At 50.1% G+C, this 16,661-nt stretch carries 9 protein-coding genes and 1 pseudogene; 3 read left to right on the forward strand and 7 right to left on the reverse strand.

What is annotated here, in order from left to right; all coding sequences use genetic code 11:
* Positions 1-68: 68 nt before the first annotated feature.
* Positions 69-1,589, forward strand: coding sequence for an RtcB family protein (locus tag BWI93_RS21620; RefSeq protein ID WP_094815135.1), 1,521 nt, complete (start codon positions 69-71; stop codon positions 1,587-1,589).
* A gap of 141 nt (positions 1,590-1,730) precedes the next feature.
* On the opposite strand, the gene BWI93_RS21625 is transcribed toward BWI93_RS21620, so the two are convergent.
* Positions 1,731-4,019 carry a GH92 family glycosyl hydrolase gene (locus tag BWI93_RS21625; protein ID WP_094815136.1) on the reverse strand — a complete coding sequence of 763 codons (2,289 nt, stop codon included), beginning with the start codon at positions 4,017-4,019 and terminating at the stop codon, positions 1,731-1,733.
* A gap of 612 nt (positions 4,020-4,631) precedes the next feature.
* Between BWI93_RS21625 and BWI93_RS21630 the strand changes: the two genes are divergently transcribed.
* Together BWI93_RS21630 and BWI93_RS21635 are read left to right on the forward strand one after the other, a co-directional pair.
* On the forward strand, positions 4,632-5,501 hold the full coding sequence (locus BWI93_RS21630) for a phytanoyl-CoA dioxygenase family protein (protein WP_094815137.1): 870 nt from the start codon (positions 4,632-4,634) through the stop codon (positions 5,499-5,501).
* Between the two features lie 60 nt (positions 5,502-5,561).
* Positions 5,562-6,383, forward strand: coding sequence for an SDR family oxidoreductase (locus tag BWI93_RS21635; RefSeq protein WP_094815138.1), 822 nt, complete (start codon positions 5,562-5,564; stop codon positions 6,381-6,383).
* A gap of 105 nt (positions 6,384-6,488) precedes the next feature.
* Here the strand turns inward: BWI93_RS21635 and BWI93_RS29070 are convergent, their stop codons facing one another.
* The 6 genes and pseudogenes from BWI93_RS29070 to BWI93_RS21655 form a co-directional block, all read right to left on the reverse strand.
* Positions 6,489-8,111 (reverse strand): carbohydrate-binding protein, encoded by a 1,623-nt coding sequence (locus tag BWI93_RS29070; protein ID WP_255157989.1) that lies wholly within the window; start codon positions 8,109-8,111, stop codon positions 6,489-6,491.
* Positions 8,108-9,904 carry a ThuA domain-containing protein gene (locus BWI93_RS29075; protein ID WP_255157990.1) on the reverse strand — a complete coding sequence of 599 codons (1,797 nt, stop codon included), beginning with the start codon at positions 9,902-9,904 and terminating at the stop codon, positions 8,108-8,110. Before BWI93_RS29075 ends, BWI93_RS29070 begins: the two co-directional genes overlap by 4 nt.
* A 96-nt stretch (positions 9,905-10,000) precedes the next feature.
* Complete coding sequence (locus BWI93_RS21645) at positions 10,001-11,011, reverse strand: vanadium-dependent haloperoxidase (protein ID WP_255157991.1); 1,011 nt, start codon at positions 11,009-11,011, stop codon at positions 10,001-10,003.
* A complete protein-coding gene (locus BWI93_RS29080) occupies positions 11,008-11,316 on the reverse strand; it encodes a hypothetical protein (protein ID WP_255157992.1) in 309 nt (102 codons plus the stop codon). Before BWI93_RS29080 ends, BWI93_RS21645 begins: the two co-directional genes overlap by 4 nt.
* Entirely contained in the window at positions 11,313-14,585 is a 3,273-nt protein-coding gene (locus tag BWI93_RS21650) for a VCBS repeat-containing protein (protein ID WP_255158005.1), read from the reverse strand. Before BWI93_RS21650 ends, BWI93_RS29080 begins: the two co-directional genes overlap by 4 nt.
* A 176-nt stretch (positions 14,586-14,761) precedes the next feature.
* Positions 14,762-16,614: pseudogene (locus tag BWI93_RS21655) on the reverse strand (RagB/SusD family nutrient uptake outer membrane protein).
* Between the last annotated feature and the right edge of the window lie 47 nt (positions 16,615-16,661).

Raw genomic sequence — 16,661 nt, forward strand, 5'->3', positions numbered from 1 at the left:
TAAGTATCCCTATATAGCCCGGAACCGCGTGTTCCGGGCTTTTTTATTTTCCACCAATCCTTACAACCATGGAAACTCTCTTAACCCAGGCCGATTTACAAGCCCTGGGGATTACTCAGGAGGAGCTGCAAAAGCAGTTTCTTCGCGTTGGCAACGGCTTGATTTCGAACGGCGTTTATTCCAGAGATAAAGTACTGACCCTGCTGGCTCAACTGCTGGAGAATCCAAAGAAGTTTGCGTTTTCCCGAAATAAACTGACTAATCTGGGCGTAGCCGTCAAGAAGCTGGTCGATGCAGGTACGGCGATTCCACTGACGGAATACGCTCAGGGCCTGATTACCGCTGAAGCCGCCCGTACACCCGTATACGAACTTCCCGCTCTGCCGGGACAAACCACCCGGGAGTTTATCCTACGGGACGAGCCTCTGCCCTATCACATTTACGGGGCCAGTCAAATCGAGCAGGGTGCCCTCAACCAGATGCAGACGGCGATGCAACTGCCCATTGCTCAGGCGGGAGCCTTAATGCCCGATGCTCACCAGGGTTACGGTTTGCCCATTGGTGGCGTACTGGCAACAACGGCAAATACGGTGATTCCCTACGCTGTTGGGGTAGATATTGCCTGCCGGATGTGCCTGAGTGTATTCGATCTACCGGCTAGTATGATACAAAACCAGCCGAAAGTCCTGAAAACACTGCTGGGTGACCATACGCACTTTGGAATGGGCTCGGAATCGCGGAAGAAGTTTGACGATACGCTGTTTGAACGTCCGGAATGGAACGCGACCAAACCTATTCGGGAATTACGCGATAAAGCGTACCGCCAGTTGGGTACCTCGGGTACGGGCAATCACTTCGTGGAATGGGGCGAACTGGAGGTATTGTCTGACGACCTCTTACCGGCGGGTCGCTATCTGGCTCTGCTGTCGCACTCAGGTTCGCGGGGATTTGGGGGCAACATCGCTAACTATTACTCGAAACTGGCGATGCAGAAAACCAAGTTACCTAAAGAAGCCCAACACCTGGCCTGGTTGGATCTGGATTCGGAGGAAGGACAGGAATACTGGATTGCCATGAATCTGGCGGGCGATTACGCATCAGCGAATCACCATGAGATTCATAATAAAATTGCCAGGGCTTTGGATCAATCACCGTTGTTGATGGTGGAAAACCACCACAACTTCGCCTGGAAGGAAAAACTGGCCAATGGTCGGGAGGTGATCGTACACCGTAAGGGAGCTACGCCCGCGGGTCTAAACGACCTGGGTATTATTCCGGGTTCGATGACGCAACCGGGTTACGTAGTACGAGGCAAGGGATTTCCGGAATCGTTGAACTCGGCTTCGCACGGGGCCGGACGACTCATGTCCCGTACGAAAGCATTCCAGACGATTCAGAAAAAAGACGTACAGAAAGCTCTGGAAATGGCGGGCGTTACGCTCTTGGGCGGTGACCTTGATGAGGCTCCCATGGCCTACAAAAACCTGGAACAGGTGATGGCGGCTCAGTCGGAATTAGTAGAAGTACTGGCGAAGTTTTCCCCGAAAATCGTCCGGATGGCGGATGGCCGGGAGAAGGCGGAGGATTAGTTGGAGCAGGTTTGAAAGGATTTTAAGTTTCAATCTTTTTCAAGCTCCTCTCTAAAACAATAACCACAGCATACCCGGTGAAAACGCAGGGAATGCTGTGGTTAAAATCAATTGTAGTAGTAAGATACTTTCAACGAAGCACTACTTCTTCGCCGTCGAGAACGAATACGGAGCATCCGCATCCGCCGTACCGCGTTTCTGGTTCGGTTTGGTTGACATCTGGAAGTTCAGCGTAGCCCCTTTCATGAGTTCGTCGTGGCTCAGCCAGTTTTTGCTGTACGCTTTTCCGTTCACGTTCAAGGACTGAATGTATCGGGTTTCGTCCGTGTTATTCGGAGCCGTAATCAGGACTTTCTTGCCATTTTCCAACTGAATCGTTGCTTTCTTGAACAGCGGCGTTCCTACCACGTATTGATCCGTACCGGGGCATACGGGATAAAAGCCCAGTGAAGAGAATACGTACCAGGCCGATGTCTGACCGTTGTCTTCATCGCCGCAGTATCCGTCGGGCGTAGGCTTGTACATGCGTTCCATTACTTCGCGGAGCCAGTACTGAGCTTTCCAGGGTTCGCCCGCGTAGTTGTACAGGTAAATCATGTGCTGAATAGGCTGGTTACCGTGAGCGTAATTCCCCATGTTCATAATCTGCATCTCGCGAATTTCGTGGATCACCTGTCCGTAATACGAATCGTCAAAAATCGGGGGTACCACGAATACGGAATCCAGCATATTGACGAACGCTTTCTTACCGCCCATCAGATCGGCCAATCCCTGTACATCATGGAAGACGGACCAGGTATAGTGCCAGCTATTGCCTTCCGTAAAGGCATCACCCCATTTGAAGGGATTAAACGGCGACTGGAATTTACCGTCCTTGTTTTTACCCCGCATCAGTTTGGTTTCAGGATCAAACAGGTTCCGGTAGTTCTGACTGCGTTTGGCAAACAGATCAATCTCGGTCTGGGGACGTTTCAGGGCTTTCGCCAACTGATAGATGGTAAAGTCGTCGTAGGCGTACTCGAGCGTACGGGCCGCATTTTCGTTGATTTTTACGTCGTAAGGAACGTAGCCTAATTCGTTGTAGTACTTCACACCCTTCCGTCCTACTGAGCTGAGCGGGCCTTCATTCTGAGTATTTTTCAGGATCCCTTCGTACAGCGTATTAATGTCGAAACCACGGGCTCCTTTCAGGTACGCATCGGCAATGAGTGAAGCGGAATTCGAGCCAATCATACAGTCGCGGTGACCGGGACTGGCCCACTCGGGCAGGAAGCCGCTTTCTTTGTAGGCATTGGCCAGCCCTTCCATGATGTGACCGTTCATCGTCGGGTACATCAGGTTAAAGAAAGGAAACTGGGCCCGGAAGGTATCCCAGAAACCATTGTCCGTGAACATGTAACCCGGCAATACCTGACCGTTATAGGGACTGTAGTGCATGACTTTACCCGACGCATCAAGTTCGTAGAACTTGCGGGGGAACAGCATCGAACGGTACAGACAGGAATAGAATGTACGCGTTTGATCCACAGATCCGCCTTCTACGGTTAGTCGGCTCATTTCCTGATTCCAGATTTTGCGGGCTTTTTCCTTTACCGTCGTGAAATCATCCTTACCGATTTCTTTCAGGTTCAGTTCGGCTTGTTCAGGACTGATGAACGAAGAAGCCACGCGGGCGTATACTTTTTCACCCTTTTTGGTCATAAAACCAACCACCGCTCCAACGTGATTATCTTTTACTTCGAGCTGATTATTGACTACGTTCTTGCCACTCCAAACGACTGTATTGGCGAAGGGACGGTCGAATTGAATTACGAAGTAGTTTTTAAAATTGGCAGGTACGCCCCCACTGTTCTTCGTCGTGTAACCGATGATCTTGTTCTCACCGGGAATGATTTTCACGTATGAACCTTTGTCAAGGGCGTCAATCACTACGCGGGATTCTTCGCTTTTGGGGAACGTAAACTGTAAAGCGGCGGCCCGTTCGGTGGGAGCAATTTCAGTCGTTACGTCGTGGTCTGCCAAGTAGACTTTATAATAATAGGGCTTAGCAACCTCTGACTTATGCGAAAACCAGCTCGCCCGCTCGTCCTGATCGAAACGCAGCTTACCCGTCGTAGGCATGATGGCAAACTGACCGTAATCATTGATCCAGGGACTCGGCTGGTGCGTTTGCTTGAAGCCGCGAATTTTATCCGAATCGTAGGTATAGGCCCAGCCATCGCCCATTTTGCCGGTTTGTGGCATCCAGAAATTCATCCCCCAGGGCAGAGCAATGGCGGGATACGTATTTCCGGTGGACAGGCTGTATTTGGACTGGGTGCCCATGAGCGTATTCACCCATTCTACGGGTTCGGCTACCTTGGTCACTTCCTGGGCCGTTGCCGTAAGCATCGACAGGCCCATCAGACCAAGCAGACAAGAGCGTATCATTACTGAAATGTTTAAAAGGTTATCGTTACCAAGAAAAGTAGCAAGTTGGCGGTTTCAACTCAGTTTTTCATAGAAGAAAGCGGAAAAGGATAAGAATCAGCCTTAACACTCCTATAGGATGTGCAACCCGTATCGAAAATGGAGTTTTACCAAAAATGAAGGCAGAACTACACCTTTTAAAAGTAATGAGGCTGAAGGCTCTAATATAGGTCCCTGCTTCAGCACCTGATCTAATCGTTTTATGAAACTTTTGAAGACAAATGATTCTTCTGGAAGCAGTTTTCTATACAATAACCTAAAGCTTTAAGCCTGTTGAAAAAAATCCAAGGACATGACCCTCTGAAAATCAGTCCCTTAAAATTTTTTATTACTCTACTAAATATATATATTAAGTATACTATTGACTTTATCCAATTCTTGCTTTTCCTTTGACTCAGTAATTCAATCAAAGGCCCCGTTATGTTAGCGAACTACGAACTGGTTTTCATTAACCTCCGCCTCCGCTCCTCTTTGTGTTGTAAGTAAGCCTGCTTTCCAATCTTCATGCCTACTCTTTCACCCCGAAGGAGTCAGGAAAGTATTGTCTCTTATTCCACACAAAAGCAAGGACTCATGCATCAGACATTCGTTTTCAATAACGCCCTTACCGACGAGCAGCGTCGCTATTTTCAACACTACGGAATCATTCAGTTCAAGCAGTTCATTGATCGGGCTACCGTTCAGGAATTTATTCGGGAAGTCAACCGCGTCGAGCATCGTTTGCTGAAAACCCAGACGGAAAAGGTCAATGGGATACCCCTGAAATTTGGTGAAAACGAACGCGGCGAACGGATGATTCAACGGCTGGCCTTTACTTCCCATTACAGCCAGACCCTGCGTGATTTTCTAAAAGATCCCCGCCTGCAACTTCTGCTCGAATTACTGGGACCCTACGAGGGCCGTATCGGCGAACATGAGAAAGACGGTCTGGTCGTCAACCACTACGTCAATACACCCACGAGTCAGTTTAAACAACTAGGCTGGCATACCGACAGCCCACGGGATTTGTTTCTGGGAACCCGCATCCAGCCCATGCTGAATGTAGGCCTGCACCTTGACGACTGCCCGCAATCCAACGGAGGCTTGCGAGTACTGGCTGGTACGCATGAGCAAAGCATCTGGAAGCTCCTGTTTCGCAAAAAATACTTCATCGACAACCAACCCGACCCCAAAGAAGTCGGCTTTGACATCGAAGCCGGTGATTTAACCATCCACGACGGCCGGCTCTGGCACCGTGTTCAGCAGTCACCGTTCATCGGCGAGCGGAGTCGCCGCCGTGTGATGTACATTCCCATCATTACTGGAGCCTACAGCCCCAAACACGCCGAAAGTCCTACGCCTTTTTACCATACGCTGGGAAGTCTGAAGTTCCCTAAACCTACGTTTCCGGGTGGATCTTTATGGAAGAACTGGCAACCCGGCCTCGCTCGTTTTCTGAGTTAGTTCCAACAGTCCTCCCACCGGAGGACTGCTTTCTCTTCGACATTCTTAGGAAAAGAAACTATGCCCTACGCATTGATTACCGGAGCCGCTCAGGGGATTGGGCGGGCCATCGCCGAGCAGCTAGCTCAGCGGCACTACGATTTACTACTGGTAGATCAGCAGGAAGAAAAACTGTACCGAACCGCTGAGGCCTTACGAAAGACGTATGGAGTAAACATCCATGTACTAACCCTGGATTTGGCCCTGCCCGGTTTTCTGCGGGTGCTTCGTGTCTGGCAGCAACAGGTGGGTTCTACCCTGGAAATCCTGGTGAACAATGCGGGCTTTGGCCTCAACGGAAGCTTTGAAGAGTTATCGATTCAGGAGCAATTGGATATTATGAATGTCAACATTCGGGCAGTAATGGAAATTACCCATGCGTTCTTACCGCTTCTGAAAAAACAACCAAAGGCGTATCTGCTGAATGTCTGTAGCACCACGGCTTATCAGACGGTTCCGTACTTAACGGTATACGCCGCATCCAAAGCGTTCATTCTTTCGTTCACCCGGGGTTTACGTCATGAACTACGAGGTTCTTCGGTACAGGTTACGATGCTTAGTCCAGGCAGCACGGATACGGGCTTTGTGGATCGGGCCCGGATGGGTGAATCGCTTAAAAAAACGGCAACAAAGGTCCATATGACCCCTCAGGCAGTGGCTGAGCTTGCGGTTCGGGCGTTGTTCGCCGGAAAGGCCGAAGTGATTCCGGGTTTCGTTAACTGGGTGGGTGCCTGGTTACCAAAAGTGGTGCCGATGCGGTGGATTGAACGGGTGATTGGTGGGATTTATCAGCCGAAGCATATTGCATCGAAGGAGGAAAAAGTACGTGCATTCCAGCCCTAAAACGGACCCATGCATCCCCGTATGCAAATCGAGCCTATAGTTCCTACCCGGAACTATAGGCTCGATCTATCTTATAACCAGGTTTCTCAACCTTTGGTTATGTCCTTATTTTCCAAACTCCACCCAGTCCAGCGAGAACAGATTATCGTTCGGTTTGTCTTTCTTCACAAATACAAAGTACAGATCGTGTTTACCGCCCGGATTCAGGATGGGACTTACGACTTCCTGGAAGGTATTCCAGTTCCCCGTAGCCTTATAATTGAGCGTGCTGATCACCTGTCCTTTCGGCGAATCCACGTGTACTTCAATCATGGCATCTTTATCCTTGGATGCATAGCGGTAGGTCAATTGCTTGATTCCCGTCAGATCGATATTCTTCAGTACGAAGTACGAACGATTATGAATTGAACCCAGTCGCTTACCCTGACGGTTGATGTTGCTGACCATATCCACGCTAGTCGCATCTACCCGGTTCGGCCGTAGTACCAGCGTTTCGCTCGACGTCAGCGGCTTGATGGTGCCTCCTTTGTCGGTATACGAAGCCGTCAGAATATAGCGACCTTCCTGGGGCTTGCCTACGTGTTCTTTCAACGTTGCGGTACCCTTTTCCGGTAAACGCACGTCGGGTTGCTGATTCGACAGCGACAGTACGTACTTCACAATTTCCGTAGCTTCTTCGCGGGCCAGCTGCGGGTGGGCGTTCATGGCATGCTCGCCCCATACGCCACCGCCACCCGTAATGACTTTGTTTGCCAGTCGGGTCAGGGCACCTTTATCACCCCGGTACCGCTTGGAAACTTCCATAAAGGCTGGACCTACTGACTTCTTGTTAATCTGGTGACAAGCTTTGCAGTCGCTTCCTTCCATGAGTGATTTACCCAGGTTAAACGTACCCGTAATCTGCTGGTGACCCATTTGAGATTCGTTACCGCCCGCTACTTTCGGGATGTAGTTGAGCGATACTTTCACTTTTTTCTTATCAATAACTTTGTCTTCGTTGTCCTTCACATTCACCTCATACTTGAGGGGCGTTTGCGTGGGGAAGAAGAAGCTGCTGTTTCCGCCCGGCGTGGCAATAGCTACCTGTGGTAATGTATTGCCGACCTTCACTTCCAGCGTATCGTAGCTACTAAGACCCGTTGGATCGGTTACCTTCAGAATGGTCTGATAGATGCCGTCTTTTTCAAAAATATGCGTCGGATTGGCTTCCCGGGAAGCTACCGATTTGCCTTCAAACTGCCATTCGTAGGTCAGTTTGTCTTCCTCGTCGAAGTCGTAGCTCTTTGCACTACTGAAGGCGACTTTCAACGGAGCCAGTCCAATCGTATCCTTCGCCGTAATTTTAGCAACCGGAGCCCGGTTCCCGGCGTTGTACTCGATTTTCACCAGACGGGCATCTTCGTTATCGATTCCGTATACAGAACCGTATTCCAGCATGTAAATCGCTCCTTCGGGGCCTATTTCCATGTCTACCGGACGGCGGAAATCTCCCCGCGTCGGCATAAATGCTTCCAGACGTTTGTAGTTATAATTTTCATCCAGACGAACGGCAAATACCCAGTTCCGCATCCAGTCGTAGAAGAAGATTGCCTTATCGTAGTACGCGGGCAATTTTACGTCCGAAGCCAGGTTCGGATCGAAATGGTAAACCGGTCCACCCATTGCACAACGTCCACTTTCACCGAGTTCAGGAAACTCTGCCGAACGGTTATAGGGATACCAGATCATGCTTTCTGAGCCGGAGGTAAGGTTTTCGCTCCCGTATTGTACGGCGAATTGTTGGTCGGTCCGTTGACATCAAAGTCCTTCCCGACGGCTTTCGTTTCGAAGTTATACTCTTTATAAGGTTTGTTATCGCCTACGAAATACGGCCAGCCGAAGTTACCGGGTTTCTTGGCCTGATTGAACTCATCGTAACCGCGAGGGCCTTGGGGACCATCCACGCCGGAATCCGGACCGATTTCACCCCAGTATACGTAACCCGTCAGCGGATCAACGGAGATCCGGTACGGGTTGCGGCAACCCATCACGTAAATCTCCGGACGTGTGCCGGGCGTTCCTTTGGCAAACAGGTTGCCTTCGGGAATCGTATACGATCCATCGGCTTCTACGTGAATACGAAGAATTTTCCCGCGTAAGTCGTTCGGGTTACCGGCCGATCGTTCGGCGTCGAACGTCAGGCGATTCGGTCGCTGATCAATCGGAGCAAAACCGCTGGACTCAAAAGGTACGGTATTGTCACCCGTTGAAATGAACAGATTGCCTTTGGCATCCCAGGCCATCGAACCACCCGTGTGGGCACTTACTTCCAGATCAATTGGGAATTCGATAATGGGTTTCTCGGAAGCTACGTCTAGTACGCCATCATCCCCCATCACGAAGCGGGCAATGCGTTGCTTGGTTTGTTCACCATCCTGAATGGTATAGAAGAAGTACAGGTAGTGGTTTTGCTTGAAGTTGGGATCAATCGTCATCCCCAGCAGACCATTCAGATACTTTTCCACCGCCTTCACCGGGAAGTCGTAGACCAGACGGGTTTGCTGCGTTTTTGGATCGTATTGGTAAAACTTACCCGCCCGTTCCACAAAAAATACGCGTCCATCGGGAGCTACCGCCAGCTCCATGGGTTCGTTCAAATCGTTGGAAAGTACCGTCTTGACGAAGCGATTTTCCTCGGGGGTTTTCACAGAATACGCTTTTGCGAAGTCCAGCTTTCCATCGCCCATGGCGTACTGAATGCCGCCGAGCAAATGCTTCAGAAACAGCGGTTCGCTGAAGCTTTCGTTGGTATGGCCACCCGCCGTATAAAATGCCCGTCCACCGTCGTAATCGTGGTACCAGGCAAAGGGGTGATTGCTGCCATTCGTGCCGCCTTCGTAGCTATCCTCATCCAGATTCATCAGAACCTTCACGTCTGGATTGATATTCTTGAAGTTGTATAACTCGTCATAACGCTCCCAACGATCGGGCAGGAAGCTCGTCGAAGGGTGCTTTTTGTCGAGTACATCAATACCTGCATTCTGCTGACGCGGGTGACTGGCGAAGTACGCTCCGGCCAGCTTGTTGTACCAGGGCCAGTTGTATTCGGTGTCCGTTGCGGCGTGGATGCCCACGTAACCGCCGCCCGCCTGAATGTATCGCTCAAAAGCGACTTGCTGATCAGGATCGAGTACGTTGCCCGTGGTGCTCAGGAAGATGACAGCCTGATACTTTTTCAGGTTGTCTTCCGTAAACAGAGTGGCATTTTTCGTCGTGTCGACTTCGAAGCCATTCTCCTGCCCTAACTTTTGCAGGGCCGCAATACCGCTTGGAATGGAGGTGTGATAAAAAGCCGCCGTCTTGGAGAAAACCAGAATGCGAGGTTTAGGCTTTTCGACACCGACCGGTGCAGAGGCAGAGGTAGTAGCGGGAGCCGCAGCCTGGGTGGTCTGGGCTGGTTTCTGACTGGTTTTACAACCATAAAAACCTCCGGCTGTCAACAGTAAGCCTAGGGCTAGGGGTTGAAGCGATGAATAACGCATGAGATGGAGTGAGAAAAAAGTAATAACGGACGATGCCGGATTATAGGTGTATTGGTTTCGTATAACGGACTAACTTACGCAATTCGGGTTAAATGGCTAATTACTTGCGACTAGTCCGCGTTTTCCTTCGACTCTTTGAATAACCCAGGTACCTACTTTCAATCCCTGCTCCCGGCCTTCCGTAATAGCATCCATGAAATGAATGCCTCCGTACAGACGAGACATGCCTGCTTCATCAGCGGCCTGCTGGAAGGATTGAAACGAGCGGGCCTTCAAACCAAAGGGTTCTTCCACGGTATCGGTGTACGCAAAGTGATCACCGAAATAATGGGTTAGGACCACAGCCGCCGCCGAAGAAATCGTCGAGTGACCACTGAGATATTCAGGAAAAGGCGGCGTTTGCAGGAAAGGTCGCCAGTGCGGGTCCATAAGCTTGCGAATGGCCGTTTCGGGGCGAATCCGGTTGCTGCGGTACTTTTCATCCCAGCAACAGATGAATCCGTCCGTTAGCGTAATCGCCACGACGGTATGAATCTTCAACGCCTGAGCAAAACTCACCTTGGCCTTCTGACAGGCGATACCCGTAATACCCAGCCAATGAGCCCCCGGCGATATTTTCTTCATACCCACCATCAAATGGCCGTTGTCTTCCAGTGCAAAGGGGTTGCAATCCCAGAAAGCCGCGATTTGCTTGTGTTCGTCGGGTAGCTTATCCGCATAATTGATCTGCATCATCCGATAAAACGCCGACTTCGGGTCGGTCGAATACGGTGTTGGCGGAGCAGGCTTGAACTGCGAACAGGTATCCAGGGTAAACGAACGGACGGTCGCAAAGTACGGCTCGACCGGAGCGAAATAGCCCGGCGGTGTGGGATACCAGAAACCGTCGCCTGTGCGAGTCTGATACCGGGGATAATTGCTGATCCGGTTGTAGCGATCGGCTTTAGCGTAGGCCAGGATTTGTTTGCTAATGGCCTGAGCGTAGGCTTTCGACCCGTTTAGTACTTCTTCCGAATAACCAGCCGTCCGGCAGGAATCCAGAAAATGGGTTTCGTACTGGGCCAGTCGTTTCCCCGAAGGCTGCATTTTCTGAGCCGTCTCCATCATGCTAGTAAGGCCGTCAGAGATACGGAATGTTCGGGGATCTCGCTGGGTTTCTGAATAACGGGAAAGCCGTTCAAAACGCCGTGCATACTACGCATCGACGAATCATGCTGAGCCAGTACCTCGTATCCCGACAGGCAGGCATACGAGAAAAAACGAGCCGCCAGCGGTGGATTCGTCACATCGTGAATCATGGTCTCCGTCATTTCCTCGATGACGTGGGTAATCTGGGCCGGGGCTAGTTCCGCTTCCTTTTTTTTCGTACAGGACCAGCCCACCAGGAAGCAAAGTATAAACCAGTATTTCATCGCCGTTGGTACGCTTGCAAGCCTTTTTGATTGATTCCAATGAGTAGTTGATTGCCCCAAGGCAATACACTTCGTACGTCGCCGCGTAAGGCAAAACCGGATTGTTGCTGCGGAACGTACTGAAATTGTCCCTTTCCATTTCCTTTCAGCAAGACGCCATAATTGGCATCGCAGTTGCCAAAACGCAGCCGGGCTTTGTTCACATTTCCACAGAGCAGCAAATCCTTTTTACCATCCTGATCAAAGTCCAAACTAGTAATCGTGAATACGGGAGCCATTTGAGTCTGAATGGGCAAGGCTTGTTCCTGGAAATTGCCTTTAGCGGTCCGAACAAAGAGGGTTGTTTTCAGCGTATTAGCCGATAGTTTCGTACTTCCTTCTAATTCTTCCGGTGTGAAAATATCCGTGAGTGTAGTTTCGGCGTAGCTTTTATAATCCGGAAAACGCGTCCGCATCATACTGATTTGGTCGAGGAGTTCATCGCGGGTTACGTAGGGATAGCTTTTGCCCTGAATGTAAAAACTAAGGATCGGATCGATGGATCCGTTGTCGTCAAAATCCTTGTAGACCAGTTCGGCAGGCTCACGATCGGAAACTTTACATTGCGTATTGAGCCCCTGATTCCCAACGAGTAGATCCATTCGTCCATCACCGTTGAGATCTTCTACCAGTAGTTTATTCCACCAACCCCGGTACGTCTTCGGGAAGTAGGTACTCGTCTGATCCGTCCAGGTATTACCATTACTTACAAAAGCCGTGACGGGCATCCACTCACCTACCAAAATCAAATCCGGTTTCTGGTCCTGATTTAAATCCAGCCAGGCCGCATCGCTCACCATACCGATACGAGCCAGTGCCGGAGCCAGCTTCGCGGTTTGATCGCTAAAGTGCCCTTTACCATCGTTGATGAGCAGGAAACTCGGCGGCGTTTCGGGGTATCGGCCGGGAATCACCCGACCACCTACGAATAAATCCAAAGCTCCATCGCCATTGAGATCGGCCGCCCGTACGCAGCTTTTACTGCCCGGAAGGCTAGGTAAAGCTCCCGTCACCTTCGTGAAATTCCCTTTGCTGTCGTTCAGATACAGTCGGTCCTGTAACCGTGGATCTTCCGGCATCAGGTCACCGTATCCACCGCTAGCGAGGTATAAATCGGGAAAGCCATCGCGGTTGGCATCGAAAAACAGGGCATCGGCGTCTTCACCCACTAGATCGAAGCTTTGTTTCTTACTAAGTTTCCCATTGGCCTGTTGCAGAAATAGTGCGCCCGCCTGCCCATTACCGCCGCCGACAAACAGATCTTCCTTACCGTCTCCGTTTACGTCAGCTTTTGCCAGACAAGGCCCGGAAAAAGACAGGGGATTAACCAATAAAGGCTGTCGTTTGAAATCATTTAGTGACGTAGATGCCGATTGAAACGCTACGGGTGCGGGTACGGATTGATACCAACCGGGAGCTGTAGTACGGATTTTAGCCGCTGCAGCATCCTTCTGTTTGAGCGTTAGTAGCTGGTCGGCTTTTAGAGCCGTTTTGGTTTCCTGCGAACCATCGGGCCAGGTAATCGTCAGCGAATCAATCTGAGTAGCTGTTTGCAGACCAAAGTGCAGTACGGGAGATACGCTCGACTGATACCCCCGCGTGGGCATTTGATCGAGGTACTGTCGTTGTCCCTTCGCAGTAATCATGACCTTCGCTCCAATTCCCTGGGTATTGCCGGGCTTGCCTTCAAGTTTTACGTTCAGAAAATGGTGCTTCCGATCCGACTGGTTTTCGTACAGACTCGCCGTATGGTTGATGTTGTTAATGACTAAGTCCAGATCACCGTCATTGTCGAGATCCGAAAAAGCGGCTCCGTTACTGTTCAGTGGCTGATTGACACCCCAGGTCGCACTGACGTTTGAGAACGTCAGGTTGCCATTATTTTTAAACAGGTAATTGCTTACGTTAGAAGCCGGAATTTGCTGGACCAGATTCAGTACGTCCTGACGGTGAATGTTCCCCTGACGATTCTTCATGAAATCACCCATGTATTTCGAAAAATCCAGGTTGGTATAGTCGCGGGGAAAGCCGTTGGTCACGAACAGATCTTTCCAGCCATCATTATCGTAATCGGCAAAGAGGGAAGCCCAGCTCCAGTCGGTATTCGACAGTCCCGAAAGCTGACCAATTTCGCTAAAGGTCCCGTTTCCGTTGTTAAGCTGAAGCATGTTCCGCATGTACTGATAGTAAAAACCGGAACGCAGATTCAGGTCGAATTTCTCGTAGTTATCCGGAGCCATCAGTAGCTTTTGCCGTTTGTTGTCTTCGGGCAGCATGTCCAAGGTATAAATGTCCGGGAAACCGTCATTGTTGATGTCGGCAATATCATTACCCATCGAAAAATGGGACGTATGTTGCAGCTGCTTCTGAATCTGATTGGTAAAGGTGCCGTTGTGATTGTTGATATACAGAAAATCGGGAATGGTATAGTCATTGCCAATGTACAGATCGAGCCAGCCATCGCCGTTAATGTCGGCAACGCCCGCTCCTAATCCATAAGACAGGGCCGTACTCTGGATACCCGCTTTGGCGGTTATATCGACAAAATGATTGGTATCGTTGCGGTACAGCCGTGAACCCGCCGACGTGTCTTCTTTTTTCAGTAAATCAGTCGTAGCTGCTTCGTCGAGTACGGGCAAGGATTTGGGGTTGTGATTAAGCAGAAACAGATCCAGGTCACCGTCCCTGTCGTAATCGAAAAATACGCCCTGCGTACTCGTGGCGGGGCTATCCAGTCCATATTCACGGGCTGATTCCTTGAACTGCGGTATTCCATTGCCGTCCACACCCTGATTGATGAACAGCTGATTGGTACGATTCTCGGGAGCGACGCTGCCCGAATAGCATACATAAATATCAAGTTTGCCATCGCCGTTGACATCGGCCATGGTGACCCCGGTTTTCCAGGGGCCTGGACGGCCGGCGGCTCCGGAAGCGTCCGTAATGTCTTTAAACTGTAGTTTCCCCTGATTCAGGTACAGTTTGTTGGGCGTCATGTTGGCCGTGAAGTAAATATCGTCCAAGCCATCGTTGTTCAAATCGCCAACAGCTACCCCCCCGCCATTGTAGAAGTATTCATACATTAAAATATTGGTATTCAGTCCTTCGGTTAAGGTATTACTGAAATCAACGTGGGTTTGATCGGGGGTCAATTCTTTAAATAAAGTAGGGCCTGTATCGGTCTGAGTTACTTCCTTTTCGCTTTTCTGCTGACAAGCCAGCAGAAACATCAAAAGGCTAAGCGGTATAATTCGATTCATGAGGGGATTTATGGTTTGGGGGCCATACAAAAAACGTCCGGGGATGGACCGCTTTCCGAGTTTATACAGAGCCTATTTTATGAAAATAATCTACGCCTGTTGAGACGTAGATTATTTTCGAAATACTCCTTTATCCTGGTAAATTACTAATAACCAGGATTTTGGACTAGCTTACTGTTCCGATTAATCTCATCTCGGCTAATGGGGATGAAGTACATCTTGTCGAGCCACTTCCGGTTTTCAATACCTGGATCTACGTTCGTTACCTGGTATTTGTAGTTGTAATTGTTCGGATCATACTTATAGACGCTCACGGTTTTGCCAGCCTTGAGCGTACCCGTAATCTGAATGATCTGAGCCTGCTCGCCTAAAGTTGCCGGAGCAATCATCCAGCGACGGGCATCGTGGTAGCGTTGTTCTTCGTAAGCCATTTCTATGCGACGCTCGTTGCGGTAACGCTCCCGCAGGGCACTACCTGTTTCGGTAATGGCAGGCATACCCGCCCGGAAACGTACTTTATTGAGATACGTCTTGGCTTCCGCGTCTTCGCCTAATTCAATACAAGCCTCGACGTAGTTGAGCAGCGACTCCGTATAACGGATCAACGGCCAGGGAATTTGCTGACGCGTGTTCTGATCTACGATTGCCGGATTCGGGTCGATGAACTTCCGCATGTAGTAGCCCGTACGTGATCCGTTCCAGTCTTCCACAGAGCTTTGACGTGTATCCAAGCCAGCCGCAGATACTACAGCTCCGCTGGCGTTGGTTACCTGATATTGTCCGGTCTGAATCTGGTTGTTGGGATCTTTACCCGCCACATCCGAAGGCCGGGGCTTCCAGGTTGCTCCATCATACAGGATCGTACCATAGAAACGGGGATCACGGTTTTGATAAGGAGTAGTCGCTTTCGAAGGATCGCTCCAGTCAAATTTGCTACCATCCATCATTTCGTAATCATCGACCAAATTCTGAAGCGGAGCGTTACCAGCCCAGTTGTGATAGCCATTCGGGCCATTGTTACGACCAACCCAGGCACCCGTTTCTTCTTTAAGGTCAATGAAATAACGACCCATAATCAGATCCTTCTCTCCTCCATTCTTGGCCGTTGATACGTTGATGTAGTTGGTAGTGCCTGATCTTTGGAGGCGGGAGCTGATAGATTCAGTTCATAACCATACGAAGTCAGATTCAACACTGCTTTCGCGGCTGCTTTAGCTTTCTGCCAGCGATCGGTCCGGCTGCCACTAGCATAACCCAGGATTTCAGGGTTAGAAAAACCGGCGATGGTAGCCGATTTCGCTTTCGCCGTAGGTACATCATGTAAATCACTGGCGGCGTAAAGCAGTACCCGAGATTTTAAAGCCAGGGCAGCGGCTTCGTTTGCACGACCGGGAAGCATTGACTTTCCTTTCAGAGCCGTCGCTGCATCGTCGAGATCCTTCGTAATGAAGTTGATACACTCTTCGTACGTGTTCCGGGTTACGGTATAGTCGGCTTCTCCTAATTTGTAAGCACGATCAATGATCGGTACACCCCCGTAGTAACGGGTTAGTTGCTGATAATAATACGCCCGCATAAACTTGGCTTCACCCAGTAATCGGGTTGCCAGGGTAGCATCGTTAAACTGAGGCGTAGTCAGGTTTTCAATCGCCAGGTTACAGGCCCGAATACGGGTATACATGGCCCCCCATTCGTAGGTATTATTCACCCAGCCAATATCAGCCGGATTGGAACGGGATTCCGTGAACGTATTAATGCCGCGACCGGGGTGGGTAAACAGAGCTTCATCCGTAAGTGAAGCCAGCATCTGTTCATCAAGACCTCCCTGCCCAAGGCCGTTATAAATTTCCGTAACGAATGCTTCGGCCAGCGGACCATCCTGCCAAACTGTTGACAAAACTACCTCTCCCAGCGGCTGTTTATTGACAAAGTCTCCATTACAGGAAGCCATCATAGCCAGCACTGCAACGAAACCCAGGGTTTGAATCGATTTTCTCATAGTCTTATTTCGTTTCGATGCCAGGTACTGGTGCTCCGTTGAAGCAC

This window comes from Siphonobacter sp. BAB-5385 (assembly GCF_002261125.1).
Classification (GTDB): Bacteria; Bacteroidota; Bacteroidia; order Cytophagales; family Spirosomataceae; genus Siphonobacter.

Bases quoted from the DNA above. Each gene is read 5' to 3' on its own strand.
- BWI93_RS29070 (WP_255157989.1), bottom strand. From the start codon at position 8,111: ATGATCTGGTATCCCTATAACCGTTCGGCAGAGTTTCCTGAACTCGGT.
- BWI93_RS21625 (WP_094815136.1), bottom strand. From the start codon at position 4,019: ATGATACGCTCTTGTCTGCTTGGTCTGATGGGCCTGTCGATGCTTACG.
- BWI93_RS21630 (WP_094815137.1), top strand. From the start codon at position 4,632: ATGCATCAGACATTCGTTTTCAATAACGCCCTTACCGACGAGCAGCGT.
- BWI93_RS29075 (WP_255157990.1), bottom strand. From the start codon at position 9,904: ATGCGTTATTCATCGCTTCAACCCCTAGCCCTAGGCTTACTGTTGACA.
- BWI93_RS29080 (WP_255157992.1), bottom strand. From the start codon at position 11,316: ATGAAATACTGGTTTATACTTTGCTTCCTGGTGGGCTGGTCCTGTACG.
- BWI93_RS21620 (WP_094815135.1), top strand. From the start codon at position 69: ATGGAAACTCTCTTAACCCAGGCCGATTTACAAGCCCTGGGGATTACT.
- BWI93_RS21635 (WP_094815138.1), top strand. From the start codon at position 5,562: ATGCCCTACGCATTGATTACCGGAGCCGCTCAGGGGATTGGGCGGGCC.
- BWI93_RS21645 (WP_255157991.1), bottom strand. From the start codon at position 11,011: ATGATGGAGACGGCTCAGAAAATGCAGCCTTCGGGGAAACGACTGGCC.
- BWI93_RS21650 (WP_255158005.1), bottom strand. From the start codon at position 14,585: ATGTTTCTGCTGGCTTGTCAGCAGAAAAGCGAAAAGGAAGTAACTCAG.